General features: G+C 49.9%; 21 protein-coding genes. 6 read left to right on the forward strand and 15 right to left on the reverse strand.

The genetic code is table 11. The features are described from left to right. Nucleotides 1–10 precede the first annotated feature (10 nt). The 6 genes from mglA to M975_RS12055 form a co-directional block, all read right to left on the reverse strand. Nucleotides 11–1,531 carry a galactose/methyl galactoside ABC transporter ATP-binding protein MglA gene (gene mglA, locus M975_RS12030; protein WP_064559664.1) on the reverse strand — a complete coding sequence of 507 codons (1,521 nt, stop codon included), beginning with the start codon at nucleotides 1,529–1,531 and terminating at the stop codon, nucleotides 11–13. A 92-nt stretch (nucleotides 1,532–1,623) separates the two neighbouring features. Beyond that, on the reverse strand, nucleotides 1,624–2,622 hold the full coding sequence (gene mglB / locus M975_RS12035; protein WP_064559666.1) for a galactose/glucose ABC transporter substrate-binding protein MglB: 999 nt from the start codon (nucleotides 2,620–2,622) through the stop codon (nucleotides 1,624–1,626). A 416-nt stretch (nucleotides 2,623–3,038) separates the two neighbouring features. Then, nucleotides 3,039–4,061 (reverse strand): HTH-type transcriptional regulator GalS, encoded by a 1,023-nt coding sequence (gene galS, locus M975_RS12040; protein WP_064559668.1) that lies wholly within the window; start codon nucleotides 4,059–4,061, stop codon nucleotides 3,039–3,041. 155 nt (nucleotides 4,062–4,216) lie between these two features. Further along, the gene (yeiB, locus tag M975_RS12045; protein ID WP_064559670.1) at nucleotides 4,217–5,374 is read right to left on the reverse strand and encodes a DUF418 domain-containing protein YeiB; all 1,158 of its coding nucleotides are present in this window, start codon (nucleotides 5,372–5,374) and stop codon (nucleotides 4,217–4,219) included. Nucleotides 5,375–5,394: 20 nt separating this feature from the next. Continuing rightward, nucleotides 5,395–6,060: a GTP cyclohydrolase I FolE gene (gene folE, locus M975_RS12050; RefSeq protein WP_064512467.1), complete on the reverse strand. Its 666-nt coding sequence runs from the start codon at nucleotides 6,058–6,060 to the stop codon at nucleotides 5,395–5,397. Between the two features lie 128 nt (nucleotides 6,061–6,188). Further along, a complete protein-coding gene (locus M975_RS12055; protein ID WP_064560070.1) occupies nucleotides 6,189–7,313 on the reverse strand; it encodes a YbfB/YjiJ family MFS transporter in 1,125 nt (374 codons plus the stop codon). A 107-nt stretch (nucleotides 7,314–7,420) separates the two neighbouring features. On the opposite strand from M975_RS12055, the gene fghA reads away from it, so the two are divergent. After that, the gene (gene fghA / locus M975_RS12060; protein WP_064559673.1) at nucleotides 7,421–8,251 is read left to right on the forward strand and encodes an S-formylglutathione hydrolase; all 831 of its coding nucleotides are present in this window, start codon (nucleotides 7,421–7,423) and stop codon (nucleotides 8,249–8,251) included. A gap of 103 nt (nucleotides 8,252–8,354) precedes the next feature. Here the strand turns inward: fghA and cirA are convergent, their stop codons facing one another. The 5 genes from cirA to yieE form a co-directional block, all read right to left on the reverse strand. After that, on the reverse strand, nucleotides 8,355–10,325 hold the full coding sequence (gene cirA / locus M975_RS12065) for a catecholate siderophore receptor CirA (RefSeq protein WP_064559675.1): 1,971 nt from the start codon (nucleotides 10,323–10,325) through the stop codon (nucleotides 8,355–8,357). Nucleotides 10,326–10,584: 259 nt separating this feature from the next. Further along, the gene (locus M975_RS12070) at nucleotides 10,585–12,054 is read right to left on the reverse strand and encodes an amino acid permease (protein WP_064559678.1); all 1,470 of its coding nucleotides are present in this window, start codon (nucleotides 12,052–12,054) and stop codon (nucleotides 10,585–10,587) included. A gap of 200 nt (nucleotides 12,055–12,254) precedes the next feature. After that, complete coding sequence (locus M975_RS12075) at nucleotides 12,255–13,364, reverse strand: SDR family oxidoreductase (protein WP_064559681.1); 1,110 nt, start codon at nucleotides 13,362–13,364, stop codon at nucleotides 12,255–12,257. A gap of 240 nt (nucleotides 13,365–13,604) precedes the next feature. Next, a complete protein-coding gene (locus M975_RS12080) occupies nucleotides 13,605–14,090 on the reverse strand; it encodes a hypothetical protein (RefSeq protein WP_157093375.1) in 486 nt (161 codons plus the stop codon). Between the two features lie 136 nt (nucleotides 14,091–14,226). Continuing rightward, complete coding sequence (gene yieE / locus M975_RS12085; RefSeq protein WP_064559687.1) at nucleotides 14,227–15,093, reverse strand: DNA-binding transcriptional regulator YeiE; 867 nt, start codon at nucleotides 15,091–15,093, stop codon at nucleotides 14,227–14,229. A gap of 157 nt (nucleotides 15,094–15,250) precedes the next feature. Between yieE and M975_RS12090 the strand changes: the two genes are divergently transcribed. Both M975_RS12090 and nfo read left to right on the forward strand, forming a co-directional pair. After that, nucleotides 15,251–16,300 carry a YeiH family protein gene (locus tag M975_RS12090; protein WP_064559690.1) on the forward strand — a complete coding sequence of 350 codons (1,050 nt, stop codon included), beginning with the start codon at nucleotides 15,251–15,253 and terminating at the stop codon, nucleotides 16,298–16,300. 66 nt (nucleotides 16,301–16,366) lie between these two features. Further along, nucleotides 16,367–17,224: a deoxyribonuclease IV gene (nfo, locus tag M975_RS12095; protein WP_064560072.1), complete on the forward strand. Its 858-nt coding sequence runs from the start codon at nucleotides 16,367–16,369 to the stop codon at nucleotides 17,222–17,224. 89 nt (nucleotides 17,225–17,313) lie between these two features. Here the strand turns inward: nfo and fruA are convergent, their stop codons facing one another. The 3 genes from fruA to fruB are packed head-to-tail and all read right to left on the reverse strand — an operon-like array spanning nucleotide 17,314 to nucleotide 21,093. Next, nucleotides 17,314–19,008: a PTS fructose transporter subunit IIBC gene (gene fruA / locus M975_RS12100; RefSeq protein WP_064559693.1), complete on the reverse strand. Its 1,695-nt coding sequence runs from the start codon at nucleotides 19,006–19,008 to the stop codon at nucleotides 17,314–17,316. A 16-nt stretch (nucleotides 19,009–19,024) separates the two neighbouring features. After that, nucleotides 19,025–19,963: a 1-phosphofructokinase gene (gene fruK / locus M975_RS12105; RefSeq protein WP_064559695.1), complete on the reverse strand. Its 939-nt coding sequence runs from the start codon at nucleotides 19,961–19,963 to the stop codon at nucleotides 19,025–19,027. Further along, nucleotides 19,960–21,093, reverse strand: coding sequence for a fused PTS fructose transporter subunit IIA/HPr protein (gene fruB / locus M975_RS12110; RefSeq protein ID WP_064559698.1), 1,134 nt, complete (start codon nucleotides 21,091–21,093; stop codon nucleotides 19,960–19,962). Before fruB ends, fruK begins: the two co-directional genes overlap by 4 nt. A gap of 370 nt (nucleotides 21,094–21,463) precedes the next feature. Here fruB and setB point away from each other — a divergent pair, with 370 nt between their 5' ends. Continuing rightward, nucleotides 21,464–22,645, forward strand: coding sequence for a sugar efflux transporter SetB (gene setB / locus M975_RS12120; protein WP_064559705.1), 1,182 nt, complete (start codon nucleotides 21,464–21,466; stop codon nucleotides 22,643–22,645). Here setB and M975_RS12125 read toward each other — a convergent pair. Beyond that, nucleotides 22,642–22,896: a YkgJ family cysteine cluster protein gene (locus tag M975_RS12125; RefSeq protein WP_064559707.1), complete on the reverse strand. Its 255-nt coding sequence runs from the start codon at nucleotides 22,894–22,896 to the stop codon at nucleotides 22,642–22,644. The two genes, setB and M975_RS12125, sit on opposite strands and share 4 nt — an antisense overlap. A gap of 167 nt (nucleotides 22,897–23,063) precedes the next feature. Here M975_RS12125 and yeiP point away from each other — a divergent pair, with 167 nt between their 5' ends. Both yeiP and M975_RS12135 read left to right on the forward strand, forming a co-directional pair. Further along, nucleotides 23,064–23,636: an elongation factor P-like protein YeiP gene (yeiP, locus tag M975_RS12130; protein ID WP_064559710.1), complete on the forward strand. Its 573-nt coding sequence runs from the start codon at nucleotides 23,064–23,066 to the stop codon at nucleotides 23,634–23,636. Between the two features lie 417 nt (nucleotides 23,637–24,053). Then, nucleotides 24,054–24,734, forward strand: a complete 681-nt coding sequence (locus M975_RS12135; protein WP_064559713.1) for an oligogalacturonate-specific porin KdgM family protein — start codon at nucleotides 24,054–24,056, stop codon at nucleotides 24,732–24,734. Nucleotides 24,735–24,831: the final 97 nt, after the last annotated feature.

Below are 24,831 nucleotides of genomic sequence, written 5' to 3' on the forward strand. Positions count from 1 at the left end.
CCCTAAATTATCAAAGGTGCACAGACGCAAGACGTAATATTTCGTTCTGTGTGGTTGTTTTAGTGTCTACAATTCCGGCAACAAGACCATTGCTCATGACCAGAATACGATCTGTAATCCCTAACAACTCCGGCATTTCGGACGAAATAATGATGATTCCTTTCCCTTTTTTGGCCAACTCAGCGATTAACTGATAAATTTCAAATTTAGCGCCGACATCAATCCCACGGGTGGGTTCATCTAACATTAAAATTTCTGGCTGGGTTAACAACCAACGGCCAATAATAACTTTCTGCTGGTTACCACCGGACAGCGAACCAATAGAGGTGCGATGGCCTGGTGTTTTTACACGCATTGAGTCGATAACCCACTGGGTGTCGCTTTTCATACGCGAGTTATCCAGCAAGCCGACTTTATTTTTATAATTGCGAATATTAGAAATCAGCGAGTTAAAACCAATATCGAGATAAGCGTAAATACCCGTAGAGCGGCGCTCTTCGGTGACTAACGCAAAACCGTGGTTAATGGCTTCATTCGCCGAGTGGTTATTAATTTTTTTGCCGTGTAGCATAATGGTACCGCCTGATTTCTCGCGGATACCAAAAAGCGTTTCAACAATATCAGTACGTTTCGCACCCACCAGACCTGCAATGCCAAGGATTTCACCTTTATGCAAATCGAAGGAAACATCACGAATAGACGGCTGGCGTAAAGAAGTCAGGTTACGGACTTCCATAATCACTTCGCCCGGGACGTTTTCTTTTGTCGGGAAACGCTGGTTCAGAGAGCGGCCAACCATCATGGAGATAATTTTATCCATGTCCAACCCTTCTAAAGGCTGGGTGGCAATCCACTGTCCGTCACGCAAGATGGTGATTTCATCACACAACTGGAAGATCTCTTCCATTTTGTGAGAGATATAAACAATGCCGCAGCCACGCTCTTTTAACTTACGAATGATTTTGAAAAGGTGATTAACTTCCTTTTCCGTCAGTGAGGATGTTGGCTCATCCATAATGACGATTTTGGCATTGTAAGAAAACGCTTTAGCGATTTCGATCATCTGCATTTGCGATACTGACAAAGTGCCCACACGAGCTTTAGGGTCAATATCAATATCCAGTTCATCGAAGATGTGTTTGGTATCGCGGTACATTTTGTCTTGATCGACAAATACACCTTTGGTTGGGTAACGCCCCAGCCACATGTTATCCATTACGGTGCGTTGTAAAACCAGATTTAATTCCTGATGCACCATGGAGATACCGTTTTCCAGCGCTTCTTTGGTGCTGGAAAAATTAACTTCTTGTCCCTGAAAAAGAATGCTGCCGGAATCTTTGCTGTAGATCCCAAAAAGACATTTTAATAATGTTGATTTACCTGCGCCGTTCTCACCCATTAATGCGTGAATGGAATGAGGACGAACTTTTAAATTAACATTATCCAGTGCCTTAACGCCGGGGAATGATTTATTAATGTTGGTCATTTCCAACAAATATTCCGACGACTGATTTGTATTAGTGTCAACCATAGTTATACCTGTGTGGCTGATTATCAGGCCTGATACCGGGCGAAAATTCGCCCGGATTCGACACACTTAAAACCCTATCCTGGACGCGATACTTATTTACCGACGAACTGAGCCAGGTTGTCTTTATCAACGCCGACATAAGGAATACGGACAATTTTGTCTTCGATTTTCCAGTTAGTGCCTTCTGCTGCTGGTTTGCCAGCGGCCAGGTTTTTCACCAGATCGAAGGTTGCTTTAGCCTGGTTGTTCGCATCGTTCAGAACAGTACCGGCCATTGCGCCAGATTTAACCATTGCCAACGCTTCTGGCAGGGCATCCACACCGAAGACTGGAATAGACGATTTGTTGTGTGCTTTCAGAGCTTCTACAGCACCCATTGCCATCGCATCGTTGTTGGCGATAACCACTTCGATTTTGTTAGCGTTCGGGCCGGACAACCATGCGTCCATTTTATCTTTCGCCTGAGCGGTGTCCCACATTGCAGTATCTAACTGCAGCTGTTGGGTTTTCAGGCCTTTGTTGTTCAGCTCTTTGATAACGTAAGTTGTACGAGCTTCAGCATCCGGGTGGCCTGGCTCACCTTTCAGCAGAACGAACTGAACCTGACCATCTTTGTTCAGATCCCACGCCGGGTTTGCTGCCCAATGTTTAGCAATCAAGTCGCCCTGAATCACACCGGATTCTTTAGAGTCGGTACCAACGTAGTAAGCTTTGTCGTAGCTATCCAGCGCTTTACGAGAAGGCTCTTTGTTGTAGAACACGATTGGAATGTTCTGGCCACGGGCTTTTTCGATAACGGTGCCAGCAGCAGCAGGGTCAACCAGGTTGATTGCCAGACCTTTCACGCCTTTTGCCAACAGCACGTCAATCTGATCGTTCTGCTTGGACTGGTCGTTCTGGGAGTCGTTCATCAGCAGTTCTACGTCTGGAGATGCTTTTGCGTCTTTTTCGATTGCCTTGCGCACGACCGACATGAAGTTATCGTCGTATTTATAAATGGTCACGCCAATACGGGTATCAGCTGCATGAGCGGCTGCGCCAAACAACATGCAAGACATAACGGCGGACAGGGTCAAAACCTTCTTATTCATGGTATCTCCGGTTTTTTTGCAGGGTAGTTCAGTGGTATTCAGGCAGGCAGCATTGTTAATAAAACGTTACTGAATGCCGAAAATTTTTCTATAGTAAAAAACTCTTCCGTGTTCTGTAACGATCCATAACTGCTTTTATTGATATCCCCGTCATACTTCAAGTTGCTGATGCGTTGGCTGCGTTTGTTCGCCCGAATCTCTTACCAGAGTAAGCTCATCGGGACTCACGCTCTTGCCGCCTTTCTTCAACTTGAATTATTTGGGTATAATTTTTTTGGCTGAATACCTATAGGTAAACTGATTAGTCACCGTTACATATAGTTTCAGCTGATAAGACGCTGACATCATAGTCATCGCAATGTTAATTAACTGTGAATTTACTCACAAATTGAAACCGGTTACATAAAAGACTTTATTCAGAGAGTGATCGGTGCCGCAATTTGCCGCGGAGCCACAGAATGGCGACGAACTAAAGTCGGCATAAAACAGTGTGTTGCACCATTATCGAGCGTGCCTGCGGCCCCTTGTAACGCCAGTTCAGTCGCCAGTCGCGCCATTGAAACAATGGGGTAACGCACCGTTGTTAACTGCGGGTCGGTGTAACGCGCTATCGGAATATCATCAAAACCAATCACTGACACATGGTGCGGAACGATAATCCCGTTATCTTTCAGGGCGGTTAACGCTCCAGCCGCCATGCTGTCGTTATAGGCGAACACCGCACTGAGTTGCAGGTTGCGGCCAAGCAGTTCCACCATTGCGGCTTCGCCGCCTTGCATATCGGGCGAACCCACGCCTACCCAGCTTTCCGGCGGGGTAATCCCCTGCTCCGTCATGCCGCGCATCCACCCTTCCCGGCGATGGGCGTTATCTTCAATGGCATGGCTGGAAGCCAGATAACCAATGCGTTGATGGCCCTGATTAAACAGCATTCGGGTCGCCATTAACGCACCACTGACGTTATCAAGCCCGACGCATCGGTGCTCGTAACCCGGCACAATGCGGTTGACCAACACCATGCCAGGAATGTCTTCGAGGAATGCGCCTAACTCCTGATCGCTTAATGCTTTCGCATGAACAATCAATGCATTACAGCGCTGACGAATCAGCACTTCGATAGCATGACGTTCTTTTTCTTCCTGGTGATAGCTGTTACCGATGAGCACGTATTTATTGTGAAGCTGTGCCACAACATCCACTGCTTTCACCAGCGCACCAAAGAAGGGATCGGAGACATCCATCACCACCACACCGATGGTGTCGCTGACCTGAGTGGCCAGCGCCTGGGCGTTGGCATTTGGACGATAGCCTAGTTGTGCCACCGCCTGCATGACACTTTCACGGGTATCAGCACTGACCAGCGCACTGTTATTGAGTACACGGGATACCGTCGCCACGGAGACGCCGGCGATGCGAGCAACGTCACGAATGGTGATCATAGGTATCACCAGGCGAAGGAAGAGTTAGTCTCATGAATGCACCCTGTATTTGGCAAGGTGGCTATTCTGGCAGCGAGTTGGGAATGACTACGTGAGGATGATCACATCAATGAAAACGGTTACATACAAATCGTTAACGTTTGTGATGTATATCATTATCTTGCTGGATGTTTCAGGGAAACCCCTGCGGCTCGTGCGGTGAGCTGTCTCCAGAGCCATTCAACGGGTCCCTGGCGGAAATAACGCAGCCAAATCATAGAGAAAAGAATATTGATAACCCAGATAACCGGCACAATACCGAGCAATGCAAGGCGGTCAAATTTCATAAACCACCCCATATGGAAGAAGAAGGTGGTACAAAGCAGCGTTTGCAGCAAATAGTTCGACAGCGCCATACGCCCGACATGCGCGACAGCATTCACTATGCGTAAACGCGAAAGCTGCGGCCAGTAGCCAAATGCGAGGGCCGCGTAGCCGATGGTTTGAAACGGAGCACTCAATTCACGCGGTGCCTGCAGCAAGAAAGCACACCAGCGATACATCCAGCCAACGTGCCACTGGGCATAAATCGCAGGAATGTTAATCAGCATCCCGACCACAATCAGCCACAACCCAATGCGGCGATAATGATGCAGACTAAACTCGCCTCGCAGCCAGCCGCTGCGCATTAATGACGCGCCCACTAACATCATGCCAGCCAGCTGCCAGCCGTATTGTGCGCCTAATGCCACTAAGTTTGAGGAGAGCAGATCAATACGATTACTGATGGCTTCGCTGCCACCACCCAGCTTCCACCACTGCTCGTACTGCAAATTGGCAGCATCCGGAACCCAGGAACGGTTTGGCGCATCACCTGAAATAAAGCCTAACAGCAGCAGCACGCCGATGCCGGTGAGATAAAGCATCACGCCAGTATTGAACAGCGAGCGGTTTCCCGGCGCGTCACGAATCAAGCGCCAGCACACCAGCCCAACTAAACCGTAGGCCAGCAAAATATCGCCATCCCAAAAGAAGATAGCGTGCATAAAACCGAGCAGGACGAGTAGCGTCAGACGTGACTGAATCCAGCGTTTGCCGCGATGTAACAACATCTGCAAGCCCGCGCCAAATAACAGAGCAAATAAGGTGAGGAATTTTACCTGAGCGAAGAGATCTAAAATCGCCCATGTCCAGGCATCCCTTTCGGTAATCGTACCGGACCATGCTGGATTGAGGTACGCCGCCTTCGGTAAACCGAAGGCCACGATATTAAGTAGCAGGATGCCGAGAATAGCGACGCCACGGACAAAATCCAGCGTGACATTTCTCTCCATAAACCCTGCTCGCTTAATGATTAGTTATGACGCACAGCGCGCAGGAATTCCTGGCGTGTATTCTGGCTCGATTTAAACAATCCACCCAACGACGTGGTTGTCGTCGCACTGGTTGCATCCTGCACGCCACGGGCTTTCACACAATAATGGACTGCATCAATAGAGACCGCCACATTGTTGGTGCCAAGCAAGGTTTGCAGTGCAATCAGGATTTGCTGGGTTAAGCGTTCCTGAACCTGCGGGCGCTGTGCAAAGAATTGCACAATGCGGTTAATTTTCGACAAGCCAATCACGGTATCTTTCGGCAGATAAGACACTGTCGCTTTACCGTCGATCGTCACGAAATGGTGTTCACAAGTGCTGGTGAGCGTAATGTTGCGCACGGTGACCATCTCATCAACCTTCATCTTATTCTCAATGACGGTGATTTTCGGGAAGTTAGCGTAATCAAGGCCGGAGAAAATCTCATCGACATACATTTTAGCAATGCGATGCGGGGTTTCCATCAAGCTATCGTCGCTGAGATCAAGATTCAGCAACTGCATGATTTCCGTCATATGCCCGGCAATCTCGCGTTTGCGGGTTTCGTTATCAAGCTCACGCAATTGTGGGCGCAGTGGCGTTTCCAGGCCGCGTGCAACCAATGCTTCATGAACCAATGCGGCTTCTGGACTTAGTGATGACATGTTTTTTCTCCTGCAGGTGTGACTGACCTCGGCCCTACGTGGGGCAAAGTGTGCGCTCATTGTGCGTGAGCGCGGTCGCATAATCCAGTAGTGCGAACGATAATTGCGCTAAATAATCATAGAAATCGTCAATACCTTCGCCAGACCAAACCGCCTGCGACTAACAAGGCAAAACCCGCAACATATAGCGCAGGCTCAAGTTGCCCGGTAAGCGAAGTCGATAATGCTGACAGCATCGGTCCGACTAATTGCCCCATGGCGTAACCGGTAGTGAGTAACCCTGCCATGTAACGGGTATGCTTTGGCGCCAGTTCACGACCATATTGCAACGATAATTGCACCGCACATAAGAAGCCACCGCCCACCAGCAACGAACCTAAAACTAGCCCGACCATACCGGGAATCATATCTGAGGCGAATACCCCAAGCGCTTGTAACCACAAAACCAGCGCCAGGCGCTGATGACTTTGTAGCTTTTGACGGGCGGCAATGCCGAGCAAAATACCGCAAACCGCCGCACCGCCAAATATCGGCCAGACAAACTGCGCAAACGCGCTACCAGGGAAACGTGCGCTCGCCATCTGCGATAAAAATGTGGCGGGCAGAATATAACCAAACCCGGCCAGGCTGTAACTCCACACCAGGCGTTTGAGTTGTGGCGTTAACACCAGCGGCTCGGGTGCCGTTTCCGGGCGGTGCAACTCCCCTTTGCGTGGCAAATTTCGGGCGATTAACAGGATAAAAAGCAGCGCCAAAGTGCCATAAACCAGCCAGGCACTGCTTGCTGACAACCCGTAACTGTGGATTGCCACCGCCAACAAACCGCTGATAAATATTCCCGCCCCCGGCCCTGCGAACACCGCCGCACTTAACCCCGGCTTACCTAAATGTGCCAGCTGCTCATTGCTCCATGCGGCAATTAACACCATCGCCCAGCCACTGGCGCAACCAATCATAAAACGGATCAACGCATGCCACAGGGCTGCATCCACGGTAGCAGAAAGCAGCGTAAGAATGACCGCTCCCCAGACTCCGGCGTGCAGGCGCAGCTCTACCCGCCGATGGGCTCGCATGGCATCCCACGCACCAACCAGATAACCAAGGTAGTTAATCGCCGCTACCAAACCCGCACGGGTTAAGGTAAGTTGCCCTTCCGTGATCATCAGCGGGACTTGCGGCGTGAAAGCAAAGCGGCCAATGCCCATTGCCACCACCAGCACTAAAAAACCCGTCAATGCTATACGTGCAGCCACAGCCACCCCAAATGTTGCGATTTCGTTGCCAGCATGATGCCGCATGGCTAGACTGGGGTGAAGTGAAAGTTATTCATTGATATTGAATATATTTGAGGAACCTCTGGATGGAACTGCTTGAAGAACACCGATGCTTTGAAGGCTGGCAGCAGCGCTGGCGCCATGATTCCGCGGTACTGAAATGCCCAATGACGTTCAGTATTTTTCTGCCAACGCCACGTACGACTCCCCCACCGGTGCTCTATTGGCTCTCCGGTTTGACCTGTAATGACGAAAATTTCACCACCAAAGCGGGCGCGCAACGAGTCGCTTCTGAGTTGGGAATTGTTTTGGTCATGCCTGACACCAGCCCGCGCGGCGAAAATGTGCCTAATAATGAAAGTTACGATCTCGGCCAGGGTGCAAGTTTTTACCTGAACGCCACCGAACAGCCGTGGGCCGACCATTTCCGTATGTACGACTACATTAATGATGAGTTGCCAGCGTTGATTGCTGATAACTTCAGCATCAGTGAGAAAGCCTCTATTTTCGGGCACTCTATGGGCGGCCACGGTGCACTTAGTATCGCGTTGAAAAACCCGGGCCGTTACTGCTCTGTTTCTGCTTTTGCGCCGATTGTGAACCCAACCCGCGTGCCGTGGGGGCAAAAAGCCTTTAATGCTTATTTAGGTGCTGACGAAGGGAAATGGCGCGAGTGGGATAGCTGCTGCTTGCTGATGCAGGCCGATACTACCCATGCCATTCCTGTGCTTATCGATCAGGGTGATGCCGATCAGTTCCTGGCAGACCAGCTACAACCGGCGCAGTTTGCTGAGGTTGCCCGGCAAAAAAGCTGGCCGCTGACCCTGCGCGTGCAGCCGGGTTACGACCATAGTTATTACTTTATTGCTTCGTTTATCGAAGACCATTTGCGGTTCCACGCGGAGCATTTGGCTTAACCGTTGGGTTTGCCCTCACCCCGGCCCTCTCCCCCTGGAGAGGGAGAAAACCGGATGTCCCCTCTCCCGTGGGAGAGGGTTAGGGTGAGGGCAAAAGCTCAAATCAGAACGTGTAATCCACCGCCATAAAGTAGCGACGACCATCCTCATTGTAACTGTAATCGTCACGACTCAGATCTTTATCACCCAGGTTCATTACCCCGGCACGTAACTTAACGCTCTTCGTTGCCTTCCACGCTGCACCCGTATTCCACACCACGTAGCCACCAGGCGTTGGCGAGCCGTCGGTTGTCGCACGTTGCTCACCGGTGTAGTTCGCCGAAACGTAGAACGACCAGTCATCCAATGGCACCCAATCCACCGTACCGTTAGCGGTGTGGAATGGTAGCGACGCCAGCGGTTTGTTGCCACCGCCACTCAAATCACGGCCATCGTTATAGGTGTAGTTCAGGGTGAGTTTCCACTGCTCGCTGAACGGTACTTTCAACTCGGTTTCCACACCCCGTACACGCGCTTTGTTAACGTTGTAGTATTTGAAGATCGGGCGGCCCGCGCTGTCAAAACCAACAAAGTTAGGGTAGGACGGAGCCTGGCTGATGCTCGAAGTACGATTAATATCAATCATATCGTCGAGATTGTTCTGGAAGGTGGTGATGCTACCTGAAACCCCTTCCAGCAAGCCTTCGTCACCTGCGTAGTACAGACCCAGCTCGAAACTTTCACTGGTTTCCGGTTTCAAATCCGGGCTACCGACAATCTTACAAGAGCCACGGCAGGAGTTACTGGTCCAGTCCGGGCTAAGTTGCAGTAATGAAGGGGCTTTGAATGCCGTTGCCCAGCCACCTTTCATGGTGATGGTATCCGTCGCGCTATACACCAGATAGGCACGCGGGCTCCAGTGGTCACCATAGGTTTCGTGGTCATCCATACGCACGCCGGTGGTCAATGCCAGTGGTTCGAAAATCCGCCATTCATCTTCCAAAAATAGCGCGTACTGGCTGGCGGATGTTTCTGAGCTGTTGCCGCCCGTTAAGTTCACCGGATCTGTCAGCTTGTCGTGTCGCCACTCTCCACCGAAGGTCAGCAACTGGTTGATTTCACCTAATGGCAGAACCAGTTTGCCGTCGAGGCTGTTATTGCGTGAAGTGATAGGCGAGCTGTTGCCTGGATTGAGGTTATCAATCTTATCGCCATAGAAACGCAGTTCGGTATTACCGTAATCCCAACGTCCATTGTGGGAAATCGAGTAATCCTGGCGCTCCATGCGGTTTTGATTCAGCGAATCTGAATCACGGTCCTGGCGGTCAAACCCGTAGCCAAAACTCATGTCCTGGTTTTCGGCTGGTGTCAAAGCAAACTCAGCGCTGCCGCTACGCGTAGTAAAGCCTTCAATGCGTGGCGTTTCGCCCGTTGCGCTGGTGCTTGACGCTTCCTGTTTATCTTTCTCGCGCTTACCAAGGTTGCCGTAAACTTTCACCCCAAGCAGATCGTCAATGATCGGCCCACTGGCAAAGAAGTTACTGTTATAAGAATCGCCGCGATCGCGATCTTCCTGAATCGTGGTGTCCGCCGTCACGGTGCCATGCCAGGCTTTGCCTACTTTGCGCGTAATGATGTTCACCACGCCGCCTAACGCATCCGAGCCGTAGAGTGAAGACATCGGCCCACGCACTACTTCGATGCGCTCAATGGCATCGACCGGGATCCAGTTAAGGTCAAAATCATTGTGGCGGAACACGGCGTTGCGCGAGTTAACCCGCTTGCCATCCACCAGAATCAGCGTGTAGCTGCTACTCAGGCCACGGATACTGACGCCCTGGCGGTTATCCCCTTCGTTCGTGAGCTGCACGCCCGGGACTTCCTGCAAGACATCTTTCAGGTTCTGGATCGGTTTCCTTTTCAGGTCTTCCTGGGTGATAACGCTAATACTGGCGGGGGCATCTTTGAGGTTTTGCTCGGTAGCCGAAGCAGTAACCACCATGGTGTCTTCACGTTCTTCGGCAATAACCGGAAACGCAGCACTGATTATCGACGCGCAAAGTCCTCCCCGGACGATGGGATTCAACCTTAACATTCCTTTCTCCATGAGGTGAATGGCAAACATTACTGAATTAATTGCGCTCACATTCCTTGATGCGTTGCTGGCTACTTTGGCAAGCAACTGCGCGCCCTACTCACTACATCCAGCAGCGGTAAAGCGAGGCGACACCATAAATTAAACGAGAATGGTTATCAATCAAATTGTTAAAATTTGTAATGTATAGAAAGGGGATAATGCGAAAGGCTGATGCGAGAAGGGATAAAAAAGGGCGCGATAATCGCGCCCTTCTGACTTAGTTCTTAAACGTTTTTGGGAACGTCATTTCTTCATACTTCACGAAATGCGTGCCTTTGGTGATCTTGTAGCCCATCCAGATTGCCAGGAACAATGGAATACCAATATAGGTAGCCGTTACGCCTGCCCAGTCGATTTTATCGGCCAGGAACGCTTCATAGTTCTGACCAAGCGTAATGATCAGGCACAGGACGAAGGCGAAAATCGGCCCTACCGGGAAGAAACCGGACACATATGGCAGGTCTTTAAGATCAAGGCCTTGCTTGATATAGCCACGGCGGAAACGGTAGTGGCTAATCGCAATACCCAACCAGGCGATAAAACCAGTCATCCCCGAGGTGTTCAGCAGCCACAGGTAAACTGTCTGGTTGCCATACATGGATGTCAGGAAGCACAAACCCGCTACAACGGTTGTCGCGTACAGCGCATTGCGCGGTACACCACCTTTGGACAGCTTAGAGAAAATGCGTGGTGCTTTGCCGTCGCATGCCAGGGTGTAGAGCATACGAGTGGAAGCGTACATCCCGGAGTTACCCGCAGACAGTACCGCAGTCAGAATTACCGCATTCATTACTGCTGCCGCAGACAACAGACCTGCATGTTCAAATACCAGGGTGAACGGGCTCACGCCGATGTCTTTTACATCATTACGCAGCAGGCTCGGATCGGTATAAGGAATGATCAGGCTGATAATCAGAATCGCGAACACATAGAACAGCAGGATACGCCAGAACACCTGACGCACAGCGCGTGGGATGTTTTTGCCTGGATCTTCAGATTCGCCCGCAGCCACACCGATAAGCTCAGTCCCCTGGAATGAGAAGCCGACTATCATCGCCACGCCAATCATGGCCGAGAACCCACCGGCAAATGGCGCATCACCAATCCCCCAGTTGCTCCAGCCTGCTGGTTGTGCACCTTTAAAGATGCCGAGGATCATCATCACACCGACAATGATAAAGATGACAACGGTGACCACTTTAATCAGCGAGAACCAATATTCTGCTTCACCAAAACCTTTTACGGAGATGTAGTTCAGCAAGAACATGATGCCCAAGAACAGCGCACTCCAGATCCAGCCTGGGGTATCAGGGAACCAGTAGTTCATCACCAATTGTGATGCAACCAGGTCAACGGCGATAGTCACCGCCCAGTTGTACCAGTAGTTCCAGCCCAGTGCGAAACCAAAACCTTCTTCTACGTATTGCTGCCCGTAGGTGGCGAATGAACCAGAAACCGGCATATATGCCGCAAGCTCACCCAGGCTTGTCATCAGGAAGTACACCATCAGACCAATCAGCATGTAAGAGAGCAGCGCGCCGCCAGGGCCCGCCTGAGAAATGGTTGCACCAGAGGCAACAAATAGCCCAGTCCCGATGGAACCGCCGATGGCGATCATCGTCAAGTGGCGCGCTTTTAGCTCACGACGTAAGCCAGGCGCTTGTGTTGTTTTATCTTGAGAAACCATAGAAAATTGTGGTCCGTCCTAAAAATGAGGCGAGATTGTAGCAAACCAAACTGAGACAGATAGTAGAAATACGCTGTTATAAGAGAGCTTCATAATCGGGGGCGAATTATAAGTAAAGCACTTATGGCAGGAGTCGATGTGAGCGTGGGAATCAATAAACGTGAGTGATGGGAATCCATTCCCCGGGGAATTTGAGGCTGTTACTTAAAATCGACTTTCATGAGTTCAGGAATGGTGAAATCGCGAGTGGTTTCCACGCAGCGGCTGATGTAATCAACAAAACGAGGTGGCGGTAACATCCCTAAATCCAACAGTTTTTTATTTGAAAAACGCACATTCAGCATCGAAAACTCGCCATACAAACGCATTGCTCTGAGCATCAGGCGTTCATTACATGGACCATAAATGGTTTTGAAATCTTTGCGATTTTTTACCAGTTCGCTGTAATCCACCTGCTGGTAAGTGGAGCGAATCGGTTTTTGATTTAATGCCGCGGCCATGGCTGCATCTATTTCAATAAACGGAGTGCTCCCGGCATCACCGGCCGATATGTGGTAAACCTTCTCGCTCAGCTCAGTGCTTTTGGTTAATAACAACAGGGCTTCAGCGCAATAATCGACCGGGATAACATCAATTTTATCTTCCATCGAACACATGAATTTCCCGAGCATCAGCGCCATGCGGAATACCCAAAAAATACTGCTGGATGGGCGACACCCTTCTTCACTGTGACCAACGACAATAGAAGGTCGCGCAATCACCAGCGGCAGCTGCGGGCAGTGTTCAATCATCAATTGTTCAATGGTGGATTTGGACCAGGTATATTGAACCAGGTGCTCTTCTTCAGGTTTGCGCTCCATGCTTTCGGTTACCAGCGTTCCCGCTTCCGGCACACATGACATTGCCGTTCCCACGTGAACAAAGCGAACCAGACCCGAAACCTCTGCCATTCGTTTCACAAACTTCAGCGTGCCTTCCACATTCACTTTCCAGATCAGCGCGTTATCGCCGAATGAAGCAACGGCCGCGGAATTGATCACATGCGTGATGGTTGAAAGCCTGGCGTCATCCAAAAAATCGTCTGAATAAGCTAAATCGCCCAGTAAGATATTATTTTCATTAATTTTATTCAGTAGGTGCTCGTGGCAACCAAACTTAGCCAGATTGTTTCTGACTCGTGTTACACCTTCGGCGGGAGAGTCAGCCCTCACCAGCAATAGAATTGAGCGAATTGAAGAGTCAGAAATAGCCCGTGCTAATACAGCACCGCCCAGAAAACCTGTTGATCCGGTTATCAGTAGATTGCTCATGATGAAATACTCTGAATGAAAAAACGCCATACTATGTGGCGATTTATAAACAGTGCATCAATAAAACAAATAACAAAAAACAGGGTTGAGTTTTATTTGTAACTTACTGTATTTATTGTTTTTTTATAAAACAAAAAAGTAATCTCGTTTAAGCATTGTATATTGATTTCATAAATTACAAGTGCATTATCAACCCAAGCAGCTAACTTTAATTTAACGAAAGTTATATAATTTATTTTATTAAAAAATCAGTTTATATATATAACCGCTAGAAATCATAGCCAAAAGAGTGCCAATTAATATAATTATTACGGTTGGTAGTACACGTGGCAGCGCAAGCCAAAATGAATTTAGCCCCTTTTTAATCCGCATAGACTGCACCGATTCAACATAACCCATGCAGAAAAAGGTGGAACTAATTAGCGTAAACCAAGGACTGATTTCAAACCCTTTCCAGGCAAAATAGGCATTAGAAAAGTGAAACTTTGCGAGCAAACAGGCTGAACAAAATCGAGGAAAGTAACTCCTCCCAATCAATAAAATTGTGGTGCCTACTGCGGCCCCTAACATCACCCACTGCATAGCAACGCCGTGTAATGTAACGATATGAAGCAGTAATAATCCCGTGCCAACAATGATGGTTAAAATTGCGGCACAGTTTGCGCATAGTCGATAAAGATTCAGGTTGTCGGTGTAGCGAGCGGGTGCAGTTTCTTTAACATCCATTGATTCATAATCTCTGACGTTTACAAAGCAGGTAACAGCCTGTTTGCGGAGCAGCAGGATACCCAAAACAGCAAAATCTTAATTGATTTTAAACAAGACCGCCCTGTAAACAACACCACTGAATCTAGCTATTCTGCTAATCGTCGCAATATTTCAAAAAACGCTGTAACGCATTGGAAATATGTTTCTGACGATGATGAATACGGTACAAAGTACGCACCAGGCGCGGCAAAGGTACTGGCACCTCCACCAGCGACCCCGTGTCGAGTTGTTCCGCAATCACCCTGCGCGACAGGCAACTAATGCCGAGCCCATGGCGCACCGCATGTTTAATCGCCTCGGAGTTTCCCAACTCCATACCGAGATGGAACTGCGGCAAATGCGAAAGCAGCAGGTAATCCACGATTTCACGCGTACCGGATCCTTTTTCACGCAGGATCCAATGCTGTTGCGCCAGGCTTTCCAGCGTAATTGGATGCTGCAATAAAGGTGCAGTTGGCGGCGCAAACACCACCAGTTCGTCTTCCAGCCACGGTTCGGTAACCAGCTCCGTCATATGGCTTGGGCCTTCAATCAGGCCGATATCGACCCGGAAATCCGCCACGGCGTTAATCACATCCTGGCTGTTTCCCACGCTCATCTCCAGCGGGAGCGTGGGGAAATCACGGCGATAGTGGGCAATCATTTCCGGCAGGATGTAGTTACCGATGGTGCTACTGGCATAAACGCGGATTGCCCCGTTATCTTCTTTAAACAGTTGTTCGACTTCGACCGCCTGCTCCAGTAAACCCACCACTCGCGGGTAGAGTAAACGGCCATGCTCGTTAACCACCAGGCGTTTACCTACCCGGTCAAATAGTTGCACACCCAGTTGCCCTTCGAGATCCGACAGCGCTGCACTCACCGCAGACTGCGACAGCGCCAGCATCTGTGAAGCCTGGGTGGTTGAACCGCTTTTGAGGACTTCAGCGAAGACTTCAAGTTGCCGCAGTGTAATATGCATGATGGATGCGCCTTAACACTTATTCAGATTGATTATAAATATATAATCAATTTTATTTTTAAGCCAGCAGGCCTTACTCTTTTGCCAACAGCCAGGATAGTTCGAGTTACAGGAAAGCTGCAGCTTGAACTATGACGGGTACATAAAGGAGAAGGTTATGGCTACGCTATCAATTCCCGATCATCGACATACATTGTGGCATTTTCTGCCAGGTCTTGCTCTTGCTGCCAGTATTACGGCTCTGGCGCTTTGGTTGGGTAACATTCCTTCCGTTGCGGGCCTCGGCCTGGGTGCATTAACACTCGCTATTCTGTGCGGCATGGTGATTGGCAACACGCTTTACCCAAAAATCTGGCAGCACTGCGATGGTGGTGTGTTATTCGCCAAACAGCATTTATTGCGCCTTGGCATCATTTTGTATGGCTTCCGCCTGACGTTCTCACAAATTGCGGACGTAGGGGCCAGCGGTGTCATTATTGATATTTTAACCTTAACCAGCACCTTTGCCCTCGCCTGCTGGCTGGGTCAGAAAGTGTTTGGGCTGGATAAGCAAACCAGCTGGTTAATCGGTGCGGGTAGCAGTATTTGTGGCGCCGCAGCCATTCTTGCAACTGAACCGGTGGTAAAAGCAGAAGCCAGCAAGGTCACGGTTGCCGTCGCAACGGTGGTTATTTTCGGTACACTTGCGATCTTCATTTACCCGATGATTTATCCCTATGTGACGCACTGGTTCACCCCGGAAACCTTTGGGATTTATACCGGCTCAACGATGCATGAAGTCGCTCAAGTGGTTGCCGCAGGGCATGCCATCAGCCCGGAAACTGAAAATGCGGCGGTGATTGCGAAAATGCTGCGCGTCATGATGCTGGCGCCGTTCCTGATTTTCCTGGCAGCCCGCGTTAAACAACTGGCGCCAGCCGGTCAGGCGCAGAAAAGCAAAATCACGATTCCATGGTTTGCCGTGCTGTTTATTGTGGTCGCGATGTTTAACTCGCTGCACCTGCTGCCTGCCTGGGCGGTCAATGCCTTGATAACGCTGGATACTTTCTTGCTGGCTATGGCGATGGCTGCACTGGGTTTAACCACCCACTTTAGCGCGCTGAAAAAAGCAGGTGTACGGCCACTGCTGATGGCGCTGGTGCTGTTTATCTGGCTGATTGTCGGCGGTGGCGCGATTAACCTGGGTATCCACCATTTAATGGCCTGATATTTACGCCTGAACCCGCTATCATTACCCGTTTCCCGATAGCGGGTTTTGACAGGAGTAAGAATGATGAAGTTTATTGGCGCACACGTCAGTGCTGCAGGTGGTCTGGAAAATGCCGCAATTCGTGCACACGAACTCGAAGCCACAGCTTTTGCCCTGTTTACCAAAAACCAACGCCAGTGGCGTGCCGCTCCGCTCACTGACGAAGTTATCAGTAATTTCAAACGTGCCTGTGAAAAGTATCATTACGGTCCAGGCCAAATCCTTCCGCATGACAGCTATCTGATTAACCTGGGCCATCCGGTTGAAGAAGCGCTGGAAAAATCCCGTGAAGCCTTCATTGACGAGATGGAACGCTGCATGCAGCTCGGTTTAACGCTGCTGAATTTCCACCCCGGCAGCCACCTGATGCAAATCCCCGAAGAAGAGTGCCTGGTTCGTATCGCACAGTCGATAAACATCGCGCTGGATAAAACCGAAGGCGTGACGGCAGTGATTGAAAACACCGCAGGCCAGGGCAGCAATCTTGGCTTTCGCTTTGAGCATCTCGCCGCCATCATTGACGGTGTAGAAGACAAATCCCGTGTAGGTGTTTGTATTGATACCTGCCACGCCTTTGCCGCAGGGTACGACCTGCGTACTGAAGCTAACTGCGAAGAGACGTTTGCAGACTTTGACCGTATCGTTGGGTTCGAGTATTTACGCGGTATGCATCTTAATGACGCCAAAAGCGCCTTTGGTAGCCGCGTTGACCGCCACAACAGCCTGGGCGAAGGTAACATCGGCCACACGCCGTTTGCCTGGATCATGCGCGATAACCGTTTCGATGGTATTCCATTGATTCTGGAAACCACGAACCCTGATATCTGGGCTGAAGAGATTGCGTGGCTGAAGGCTCAACAGCACGAAGAAGCGACTGTATAAACGAAAAAGCTCCCTGCAGATACCTGCAGGGAGCCTGAATAAATGTCGGATGTCGCTTCGCTAATCCGACCTTGAAGATTTGAATCGTATTAGGCCGCTTTCGCTACCGCAATATCTGTTTCTGAACGCTTCAGGAAGGCATAAGACAGACCCGCCAGCAGTGTTCCTGCAACGATGGCAATCAGGTAACCCACAACCGGGGTAATCGCACCTGGAATCAGCAGAACGAACAGACCACCGTGTGGCGCCATCAGTTTGGCACCCACTGCCATGGATATTGCGCCAGTCACCGCTCCGCCAATGATACAGCACGGTAATACACGCATTGGATCACGAGCCGCGAACGGGATTGCCCCTTCGGTGATAAAGCACAGGCCAAGAACCATCGCTGCTTTACCGCCCTCTTGCTGAGCTTTGTCGAATTTACGACGCGCAACCAGCGTTGCCAGACCCATTGCCAGCGGTGGCACCATGCCGGCGGCCATAATGGCGGCCATTGGAGCGTATGTTTGGGTACTCAGCAAACCGACACCAAACGCATAAGCCGCTTTGTTTACCGGCCCGCCCATGTCAGTACACATCATGCCACCGAGGATTGCACCCAGCAGGACCGCATTTGCTGTGCCCATGGTTTGCAGCCAGTGAGTCAACCCTTCGAGGATTTTCGAAACCGGCGTACCGATCAGGTAAATCATCGCCAGACCAACAATCAAGCTTGAGAACAGTGGAATGATGAGGATAGGTTTCAACGCTTCCATGCTGGAAGGCAGCTTCAGCTTGGTGCTGATCAACTTCGCAATATAACCTGCGAGGAAGCCCGCAATAATCCCGCCGATAAAACCAGAACCGGTGCTTACTGCCAACATACCGCCGATAAGACCCGGCGTCAGACCTGGACGGTCAGCGATAGAGAACGCGATATAACCTGCAAGAACTGGCACCATCAACGCAAAGGCGGAACCCCCACCGATTTGCATCAATGCCGCCGCCAGCGTACCTGGCTCTTTAAAGGCTTCGATACCGAAAGCGAACGACAGCGCGATACACAAACCACCCGCAACAACCATCGGCAGCATAAACGACACGCCGGTCAACAGGTGGCGATATGCACCAGCGCCTTCTTTCTTCCCTTCTTTAGCGCTGGCAGCACTCTGCCCTGTCGCTTCGAAAGGTTTCGCTTCAACCACGGCTTTATCGAGTTCTTGCGCTGTTTTCTTCAGTGCGAGACCCGTTGAAGTGCGGTACATCGGCTTGCCGGCAAATTTAGCCAGATCCACTTCGATATCAGCCGCCACAATCACCAGATCGGCTTGTGCAACTTCTTCTGGTGTAATCGCATTCCCTGCACCAACGGAACCGCGTGTTTCAACTTTTACCCACCAGCCGCGTTTTTTTGCTTCGGTTTCAATGGCTTCAGCAGCCATAAAAGTATGCGCGACACCCGTTGGGCAAGCGGTAACAGCAACAACACGTTTCGGCCCAGTGGCAACTGCCGCAGGTACCGCGTTGGCTGGTGCGGTGTAAGGTTTTGCTTTGCCCTTTGCTTCGCTTAAAAACAGCTCAGGGTGTTGTACCGCACGGTTAATATCGCCGAGGTAAACATTTTTGCCGTTCAGCGCGCTATCAGCAGGAATGGAAGTCCCCACCACAATCGCCATATCAGCATCGTTCGGGTTGTCGATAATCTGTAAATGCGCTTTTTGCGCAGCTGAACCCAGCAGCGTTTTCGCGAGATACGCGCGAGCTTGCCCAAGACCAGGTTCGATAATCAGCAGCGTTTTCATTGTTCCTCTCCTGCTGTCAGTTAAAAGGTTTCAGATCAACACGGGCCATCATCGCCGCCAGTTGAGGGCGGTCGGTGATACCAACATTGCTCTGGCTTACTGCCAAAGCGGCGACGGCGGTCGCAAGGCGTAAGGTATGTTCGCTGGACTCGCGCATTAACAGGCCGTAGATAAGTCCACCCACCATGGAATCCCCGGCACCTACGGTGCTGACGACTTCACAAGCTGGCGGTTTTGCAATCCATTCACCTGATGCGTTAACCCAAAGTGCGCCTTCTGCGCCCAGAGAAATCACCACATGAGCAATGCCCTGTTCACGCAGTGCGTGAGCAGCTTCAATGATATCTTTCATTTCCGGTAATTTACGACCGGCCCAGATTTCCAGCTCGCGACGGTTTGGTTTCACCAGCCATGGCGCCGCTTTCAGCCCCGCGACTAATGCTTCACGGCTGCTGTCGAAAATGATGCAAGGGCACTGACTACGCAGACGCTTCATCCAGTCAGTGAACGCTTCCGGGGAGACTCCCGCAGGTAAACTGCCGCTCACGCAGACCATGTCAAATTGACCAAGCCAGCTCAGGGAATCGGCAACAAAGCGCTCCCAGTCGGACTGCGTCACTTCAAAGCCAGAGAAGTTGAAGTCGGTAACTTCACCGTCTTTCTCAGTCAGCTTAACGTTGATGCGTGTACGGCCTTGTACAACCTGGAAACGGTTAGCAATGCCCAGTTCGCTGAACAGTTGCTGAAAACCGTCCTGGTTGTCTTTGCCAAGGAAGCCACCCACGGTGACGTCGATGCCCAGATCTTTCAGAACCTTAGCGACGTTAATCCCTTTGCCCGCAGCGTGCAGGCCGGTGGTACGCACCAGGTTAACTTCACCACGTTCAACTTCAGGGGTGTAACCGACAAGATCGTATGCCGGGTTTAGCGTGATGGTTGCGACGCGACGACTCATGCTGCCCCCTCGCCAAGACCGGCTGCGACAGCTTCACCAATGGCTTTCAGCGCCTGTTCAGCATCATCACCTTGTGCGGTAAAGCGCAGGTGGTGACCTTTTTTCACACCGAGCGCAACGACTTTCATCAGGCTGCGTCCATTGGCAGGCTTGCCAGTACCATCAAGGTTTGTCACGGTAATCTCACTATTAAATTGTTTGATGGTGTTCACCAGCACAGTGCCTGGACGCGCGTGCAGACCATGTTCGTTACGAATCTGGAACTCTGCGCTCAGGCTGTTTTGCTCGGGTGCTACATCGGTCGTCAGCAGCGTCAGCAACTCTGGTGCATCAGCGTTCAGCAAACGGTCAGCCGTGTTGCTGATCAGCATATCGCTCAGGCGATTCAGAACCTGCAGGGGTTGGTCATCGGCCACAGCAACCGTCATCAAAAGCGATACCGGTTGGCCTTCAGCTTCAAAAACAGAGGCTGGACGGCTAATCGCCACAGCGCTGGCAAGGTTACCTTCGGTGCTGTCGTTCAGCCAGATACCTTGCCCAAGATAGAGGGGTTTGCTGGAAACAACGTGGCTGACAAAGGCGGTATTTGCCGCACCTGCTTGTTTAATACGCCCGGCATTCAATGCTTGCAGCGTCATCAAGTCAGTTGCCGTGACATCCAGTGCCAGTAAAGAGTTATCAAACAGCAAAGATGCGGACTGTTTTTCGCCCATCAACAGCGCCCGCAGCTCTTCAGCTGAAGTTGCAGTTTTGAGTTGTTCAGCAACTTCGTCATCGCTGAGTACATGAGTCAGCTGACGCAGTAAAGCCAGGTGTTCGTCTGAGCGTGCGGCGATGCCAATCACGACATAGGCTTTTTGCCCTTCGCCCCACTCGATTCCTTGCGGGAACTGAAACACCTGAACGCCGGTTTTCAGCACCAGATCGCGGGTATCGGTGGTGCCATGTGGAATAGCAATACCGTTGCCCAGATAGGTAGAAGTTTGCAGCTCGCGGGCCAGCATGCCTTCAACGTAGCCAATGCTGACGTTGCCGGCCTGCGCGAGCGCCGTGGCAACCTGACGTATGGCTTCTTCTTTACTCCCGGCGCTTGCGCCTGGGTGGATGTCTTGTACAGATAACTGGAACATGGTTCTCCTCTCCTGCTGAATTGAAACGATTCAGCTGCAATGAGAAAAAATGCGCCATCCCACTCCTGATACAAAATAAGACGACGCTGAAACGTTTCAAGGAGTGTGCTTATTCCCCACGATTCAGGCAAGAGTTGTTGTGATTTCGTTACCGGAAGTTAGAGGTTACGCACATTTTCACTCCCATCGAAGCCGAAAAAGTGAGCAGCATCACGGTACGTTCAGCACACAATTCCGGAACTTCAGCTGTTGCTGAACACCACAGGAACAGCGTTTTATTTTTTTGGGCTGCTTTTGATTTGAACAACTGTTTATTTACTGACAAGGCGCGTAAAATCCGCGCGTTCATTGACCAGCCGACACTGAGAGCATGCAAAACTCCCCCATAGCAGCAACACGTAAGCCCCTTGATATCACGTCTAGTGCCTTTTTGATTGTAGCTTTTTTAACCGGAATTGCGGGCGCATTACAAACCCCGACGCTGAGTCTTTTTCTGACCGAAGAAGTCCATGCTCGCCCGGCGATGGTGGGTTTCTTTTTCACCGGCAGCGCAATCATCGGGATTTTGGTCAGCCAATTTTTAGCGGGGCGCTCTGACAGGAAAGGCGATCGTAAATCGTTGATTTTTGTCTGCTGCTTATTGGGTGCGTTAGCCTGCGTGTTGTTCGCCTGGAACCGTAACTACTTTGTACTGCTGTTCGTTGGGGTTTTCCTCAGCAGCTTTGGCTCCACCGCCAACCCGCAAATGTTTGCCCTTGCGCGTGAACACGCAGACCGTACGGGCCGTGAAGCGGTGATGTTCAGCTCAATTTTACGTGCTCAGGTTTCACTGGCTTGGGTGATTGGCCCGCCTATCGCCTACGCACTGGCGCTGGGTTTTGGCTTCACCGCCATGTACCTGTGTGCCGCTTTTGCGTTTGTCGTTTGCAGTGTGATGGTGAGAATGCTGTTGCCGTCGATGCGCAAAGAGGTCCAGACAAAAACCACCACGCTCGAAGCGCCCCGTCGTAACCGTCGTGACGCTCTGCTGCTGTTTGTCGCCTGTACCATGATGTGGGGCTGTAACAGCCTCTACATCATCAATATGCCGCTTTACATCATTAATGAATTACATCTGCCGGAAAAACTGGCGGGTGTGATGATGGGGACAGCAGCCGGTCTTGAGATCCCGACCATGCTTATCGCAGGCTACTATGCCAAACGCTTTGGTAAACGCTTCCTGATGCGCATTGCAGGCGTTGCGGGCCTGCTGTTTTACATTGGCATGCTCACGCTACATAACGAATTCATGCTGCTGGGCCTGCAACTGCTGAACGCTATTTTCATCGGCATTCTGGCGGGTATTGGGATGTTGTATTTTCAGGATTTAATGCCAGGACAGGCGGGAGCGGCTACCACGCTATATACCAATACGACGCGTGTCGGTTGGATTATTGCAGGTTCGATGGCCGGTGTAGTGGCTGAAATCTGGAACTACCACACCGTGTTTTATATCGCGCTGGGAATGATAGCCATCACGGCTTATTGCATGGTGAAAATTAAAGATATCTAGGGCGCAGTCGCAGCTTCCAGATAGATCAGGTAATCCATTGCCTGCTTGCGCGTTGTACCGCACATTTCCCGTGACGGTTGCAGGTTTGCGCAAACCTTTGGCCTGAGTGGCGAAAGAAAGATTTTACAGCGCATATCATCGCCAAGCTGAACACATAACGTATTGGCTGGTTTGCCATTTGGCATGCCAGGAATCGGGCTTGATACCGAAGGCGCAGTACAACATGCGCCGCAATCTGGACGACAGTCCATCAACAATACTCCAGTGGGCTGACAAGGATCAGGACTCTAGCAGTAGCAGTGCGGCTTTACTACGTAGATTTATGCACTATTTGCAATGAAATCCGCTTGCCTGAAAGACGCCTCCCGAGTAATTTGACGCAATATTTTCGCCCCTCAATTTTTTACAGGAAACACCGATGCCAAGAGCTAATGAAATCAAAAAGGGTATGGTACTTAATTACAACGGCAAGCTGCTGATTGTTAAAGATATCGATATCCAGGCACCCAGCGCCCGTGGCGCAGCAACGCTTTATAAAATGCGTTTTTCTGATGTCCGTTCTGGCCAGAAAGTTGAAGAGCGCTTCAAAGGTGATGATATTGTCGACACCATCACTCTGACCCGCCGTTACGTTGACTTCTCTTACATTGATGGCAACGAATACGTGTTCATGGATAAAGAAGATTACACACCGTATATCTTCACCAAAGATCAGATTGAAGAAGAGCTGCAATTCATTCCGGAAGGCGGCATGCCAGACATGCAAGTTCTGACCTGGGATGGCCAGTTGCTGGCGCTTGAACTGCCACAAACTGTGGACCTGGAAATTGTTGAAACCGCACCTGGCATTAAAGGCGCGTCAGCAAGCTCCCGTACTAAGCCTGCAACCTTATCTACTGGCCTGGTGATTCAGGTTCCAGAATATATGGTGACCGGTGAGAAAATCCGCATCCATATCGCTGAGAAGCGTTCTATGGGTCGCGCAGATTAAGAAACCTAAAACGAGCCTGTACGGTACGTTGCAAATTGAAGCAAGACCCCACGCTTTTGTGGGGTCCTTTTTTTGTAACGACACGACCAACTCAACAAGATTATGCTAAAAATCCTTTCATTTTTAATTATGCATTTTGCAAAACATTGATATTATGTATGCGCCGCTTTAATATATAAATAAAAACACTATTTCTAATTTTTTGAATTAAAAATCCACATAGTGATCCTTGTCTGTTTATTCTTTTGTTTTTTGCCACAAGTTTAATTGCGTGGCAAAAACAAAAAGGTTTAAATCTTCCCGCTTAAATAAAATCACCCGCACCACCTGAAAACCACTCCTTATTTACCTGCCTCATTTTTTGAATGGTGCAGGTTAAACGGGATATTATCTTATTTTTCATTCAAAGGGATTACCATGAAATATGGATATGCTTTATTACTGATTCCGTTATTAACAGCGACTGCTCATGCTGGCTATGTAGATTATAGACATGAATATTATGATGATGGCCGAAATTATGACCGTGTTTATATGTCTCACCGCTTCGCAACAGGATTTGGTGTGGCTGTGGAGGCTGTCTCACGCTCCGATGACTCGCAATCTAATGATGCACTCAATAACATGGAGAGTAACAGTAACGAGTACACAGCAAGCTACCAGTTTGGCTGGCAGAACCTGGTCTGGCAACCGGGTATCGCAGTGGAGATGGGTGATAACATAGCCATCTACAAACCTTATATTCGTGTGCAATATAATTTAAATGATAGTTGGTGGACCGCCTTCCGTTACCGCTTTGAGTATACCCGCCGCAATAGTGATGGGAAAGATGATCGCATGGTTTACCGCCCTGAAGCATGGCTTGGTTATAATATCAATAACTGGATGTTTGAACTCAATGGGATTTATAAGATTGCCGATAACGAGGAGTTGTACAATAACAAAAAAGAAGATTACGAATACAATTTCCGTGTAGCCTATAAAATAGGTTCCTGGGTTCCTTTTGTTGAAGTGGGTAATGTTTCCTCTGGTTATAACACGGCGACAACTTCCGATCGTCAAACCCGTTATCGTATGGGGCTGGGTTATAACTTCTGACCATTAATTATAAAAATTATGAATATTTTCTCTATCTTGATAGTCACTATCATCTGTATTAATTAACAGATCTGCTAATAAGAATGTATTGATAATA

It is taken from the genome of Buttiauxella brennerae ATCC 51605 (assembly GCF_001654925.1).
In the GTDB taxonomy this organism is placed as follows: Bacteria; Pseudomonadota; Gammaproteobacteria; order Enterobacterales; family Enterobacteriaceae; genus Buttiauxella; species Buttiauxella brennerae.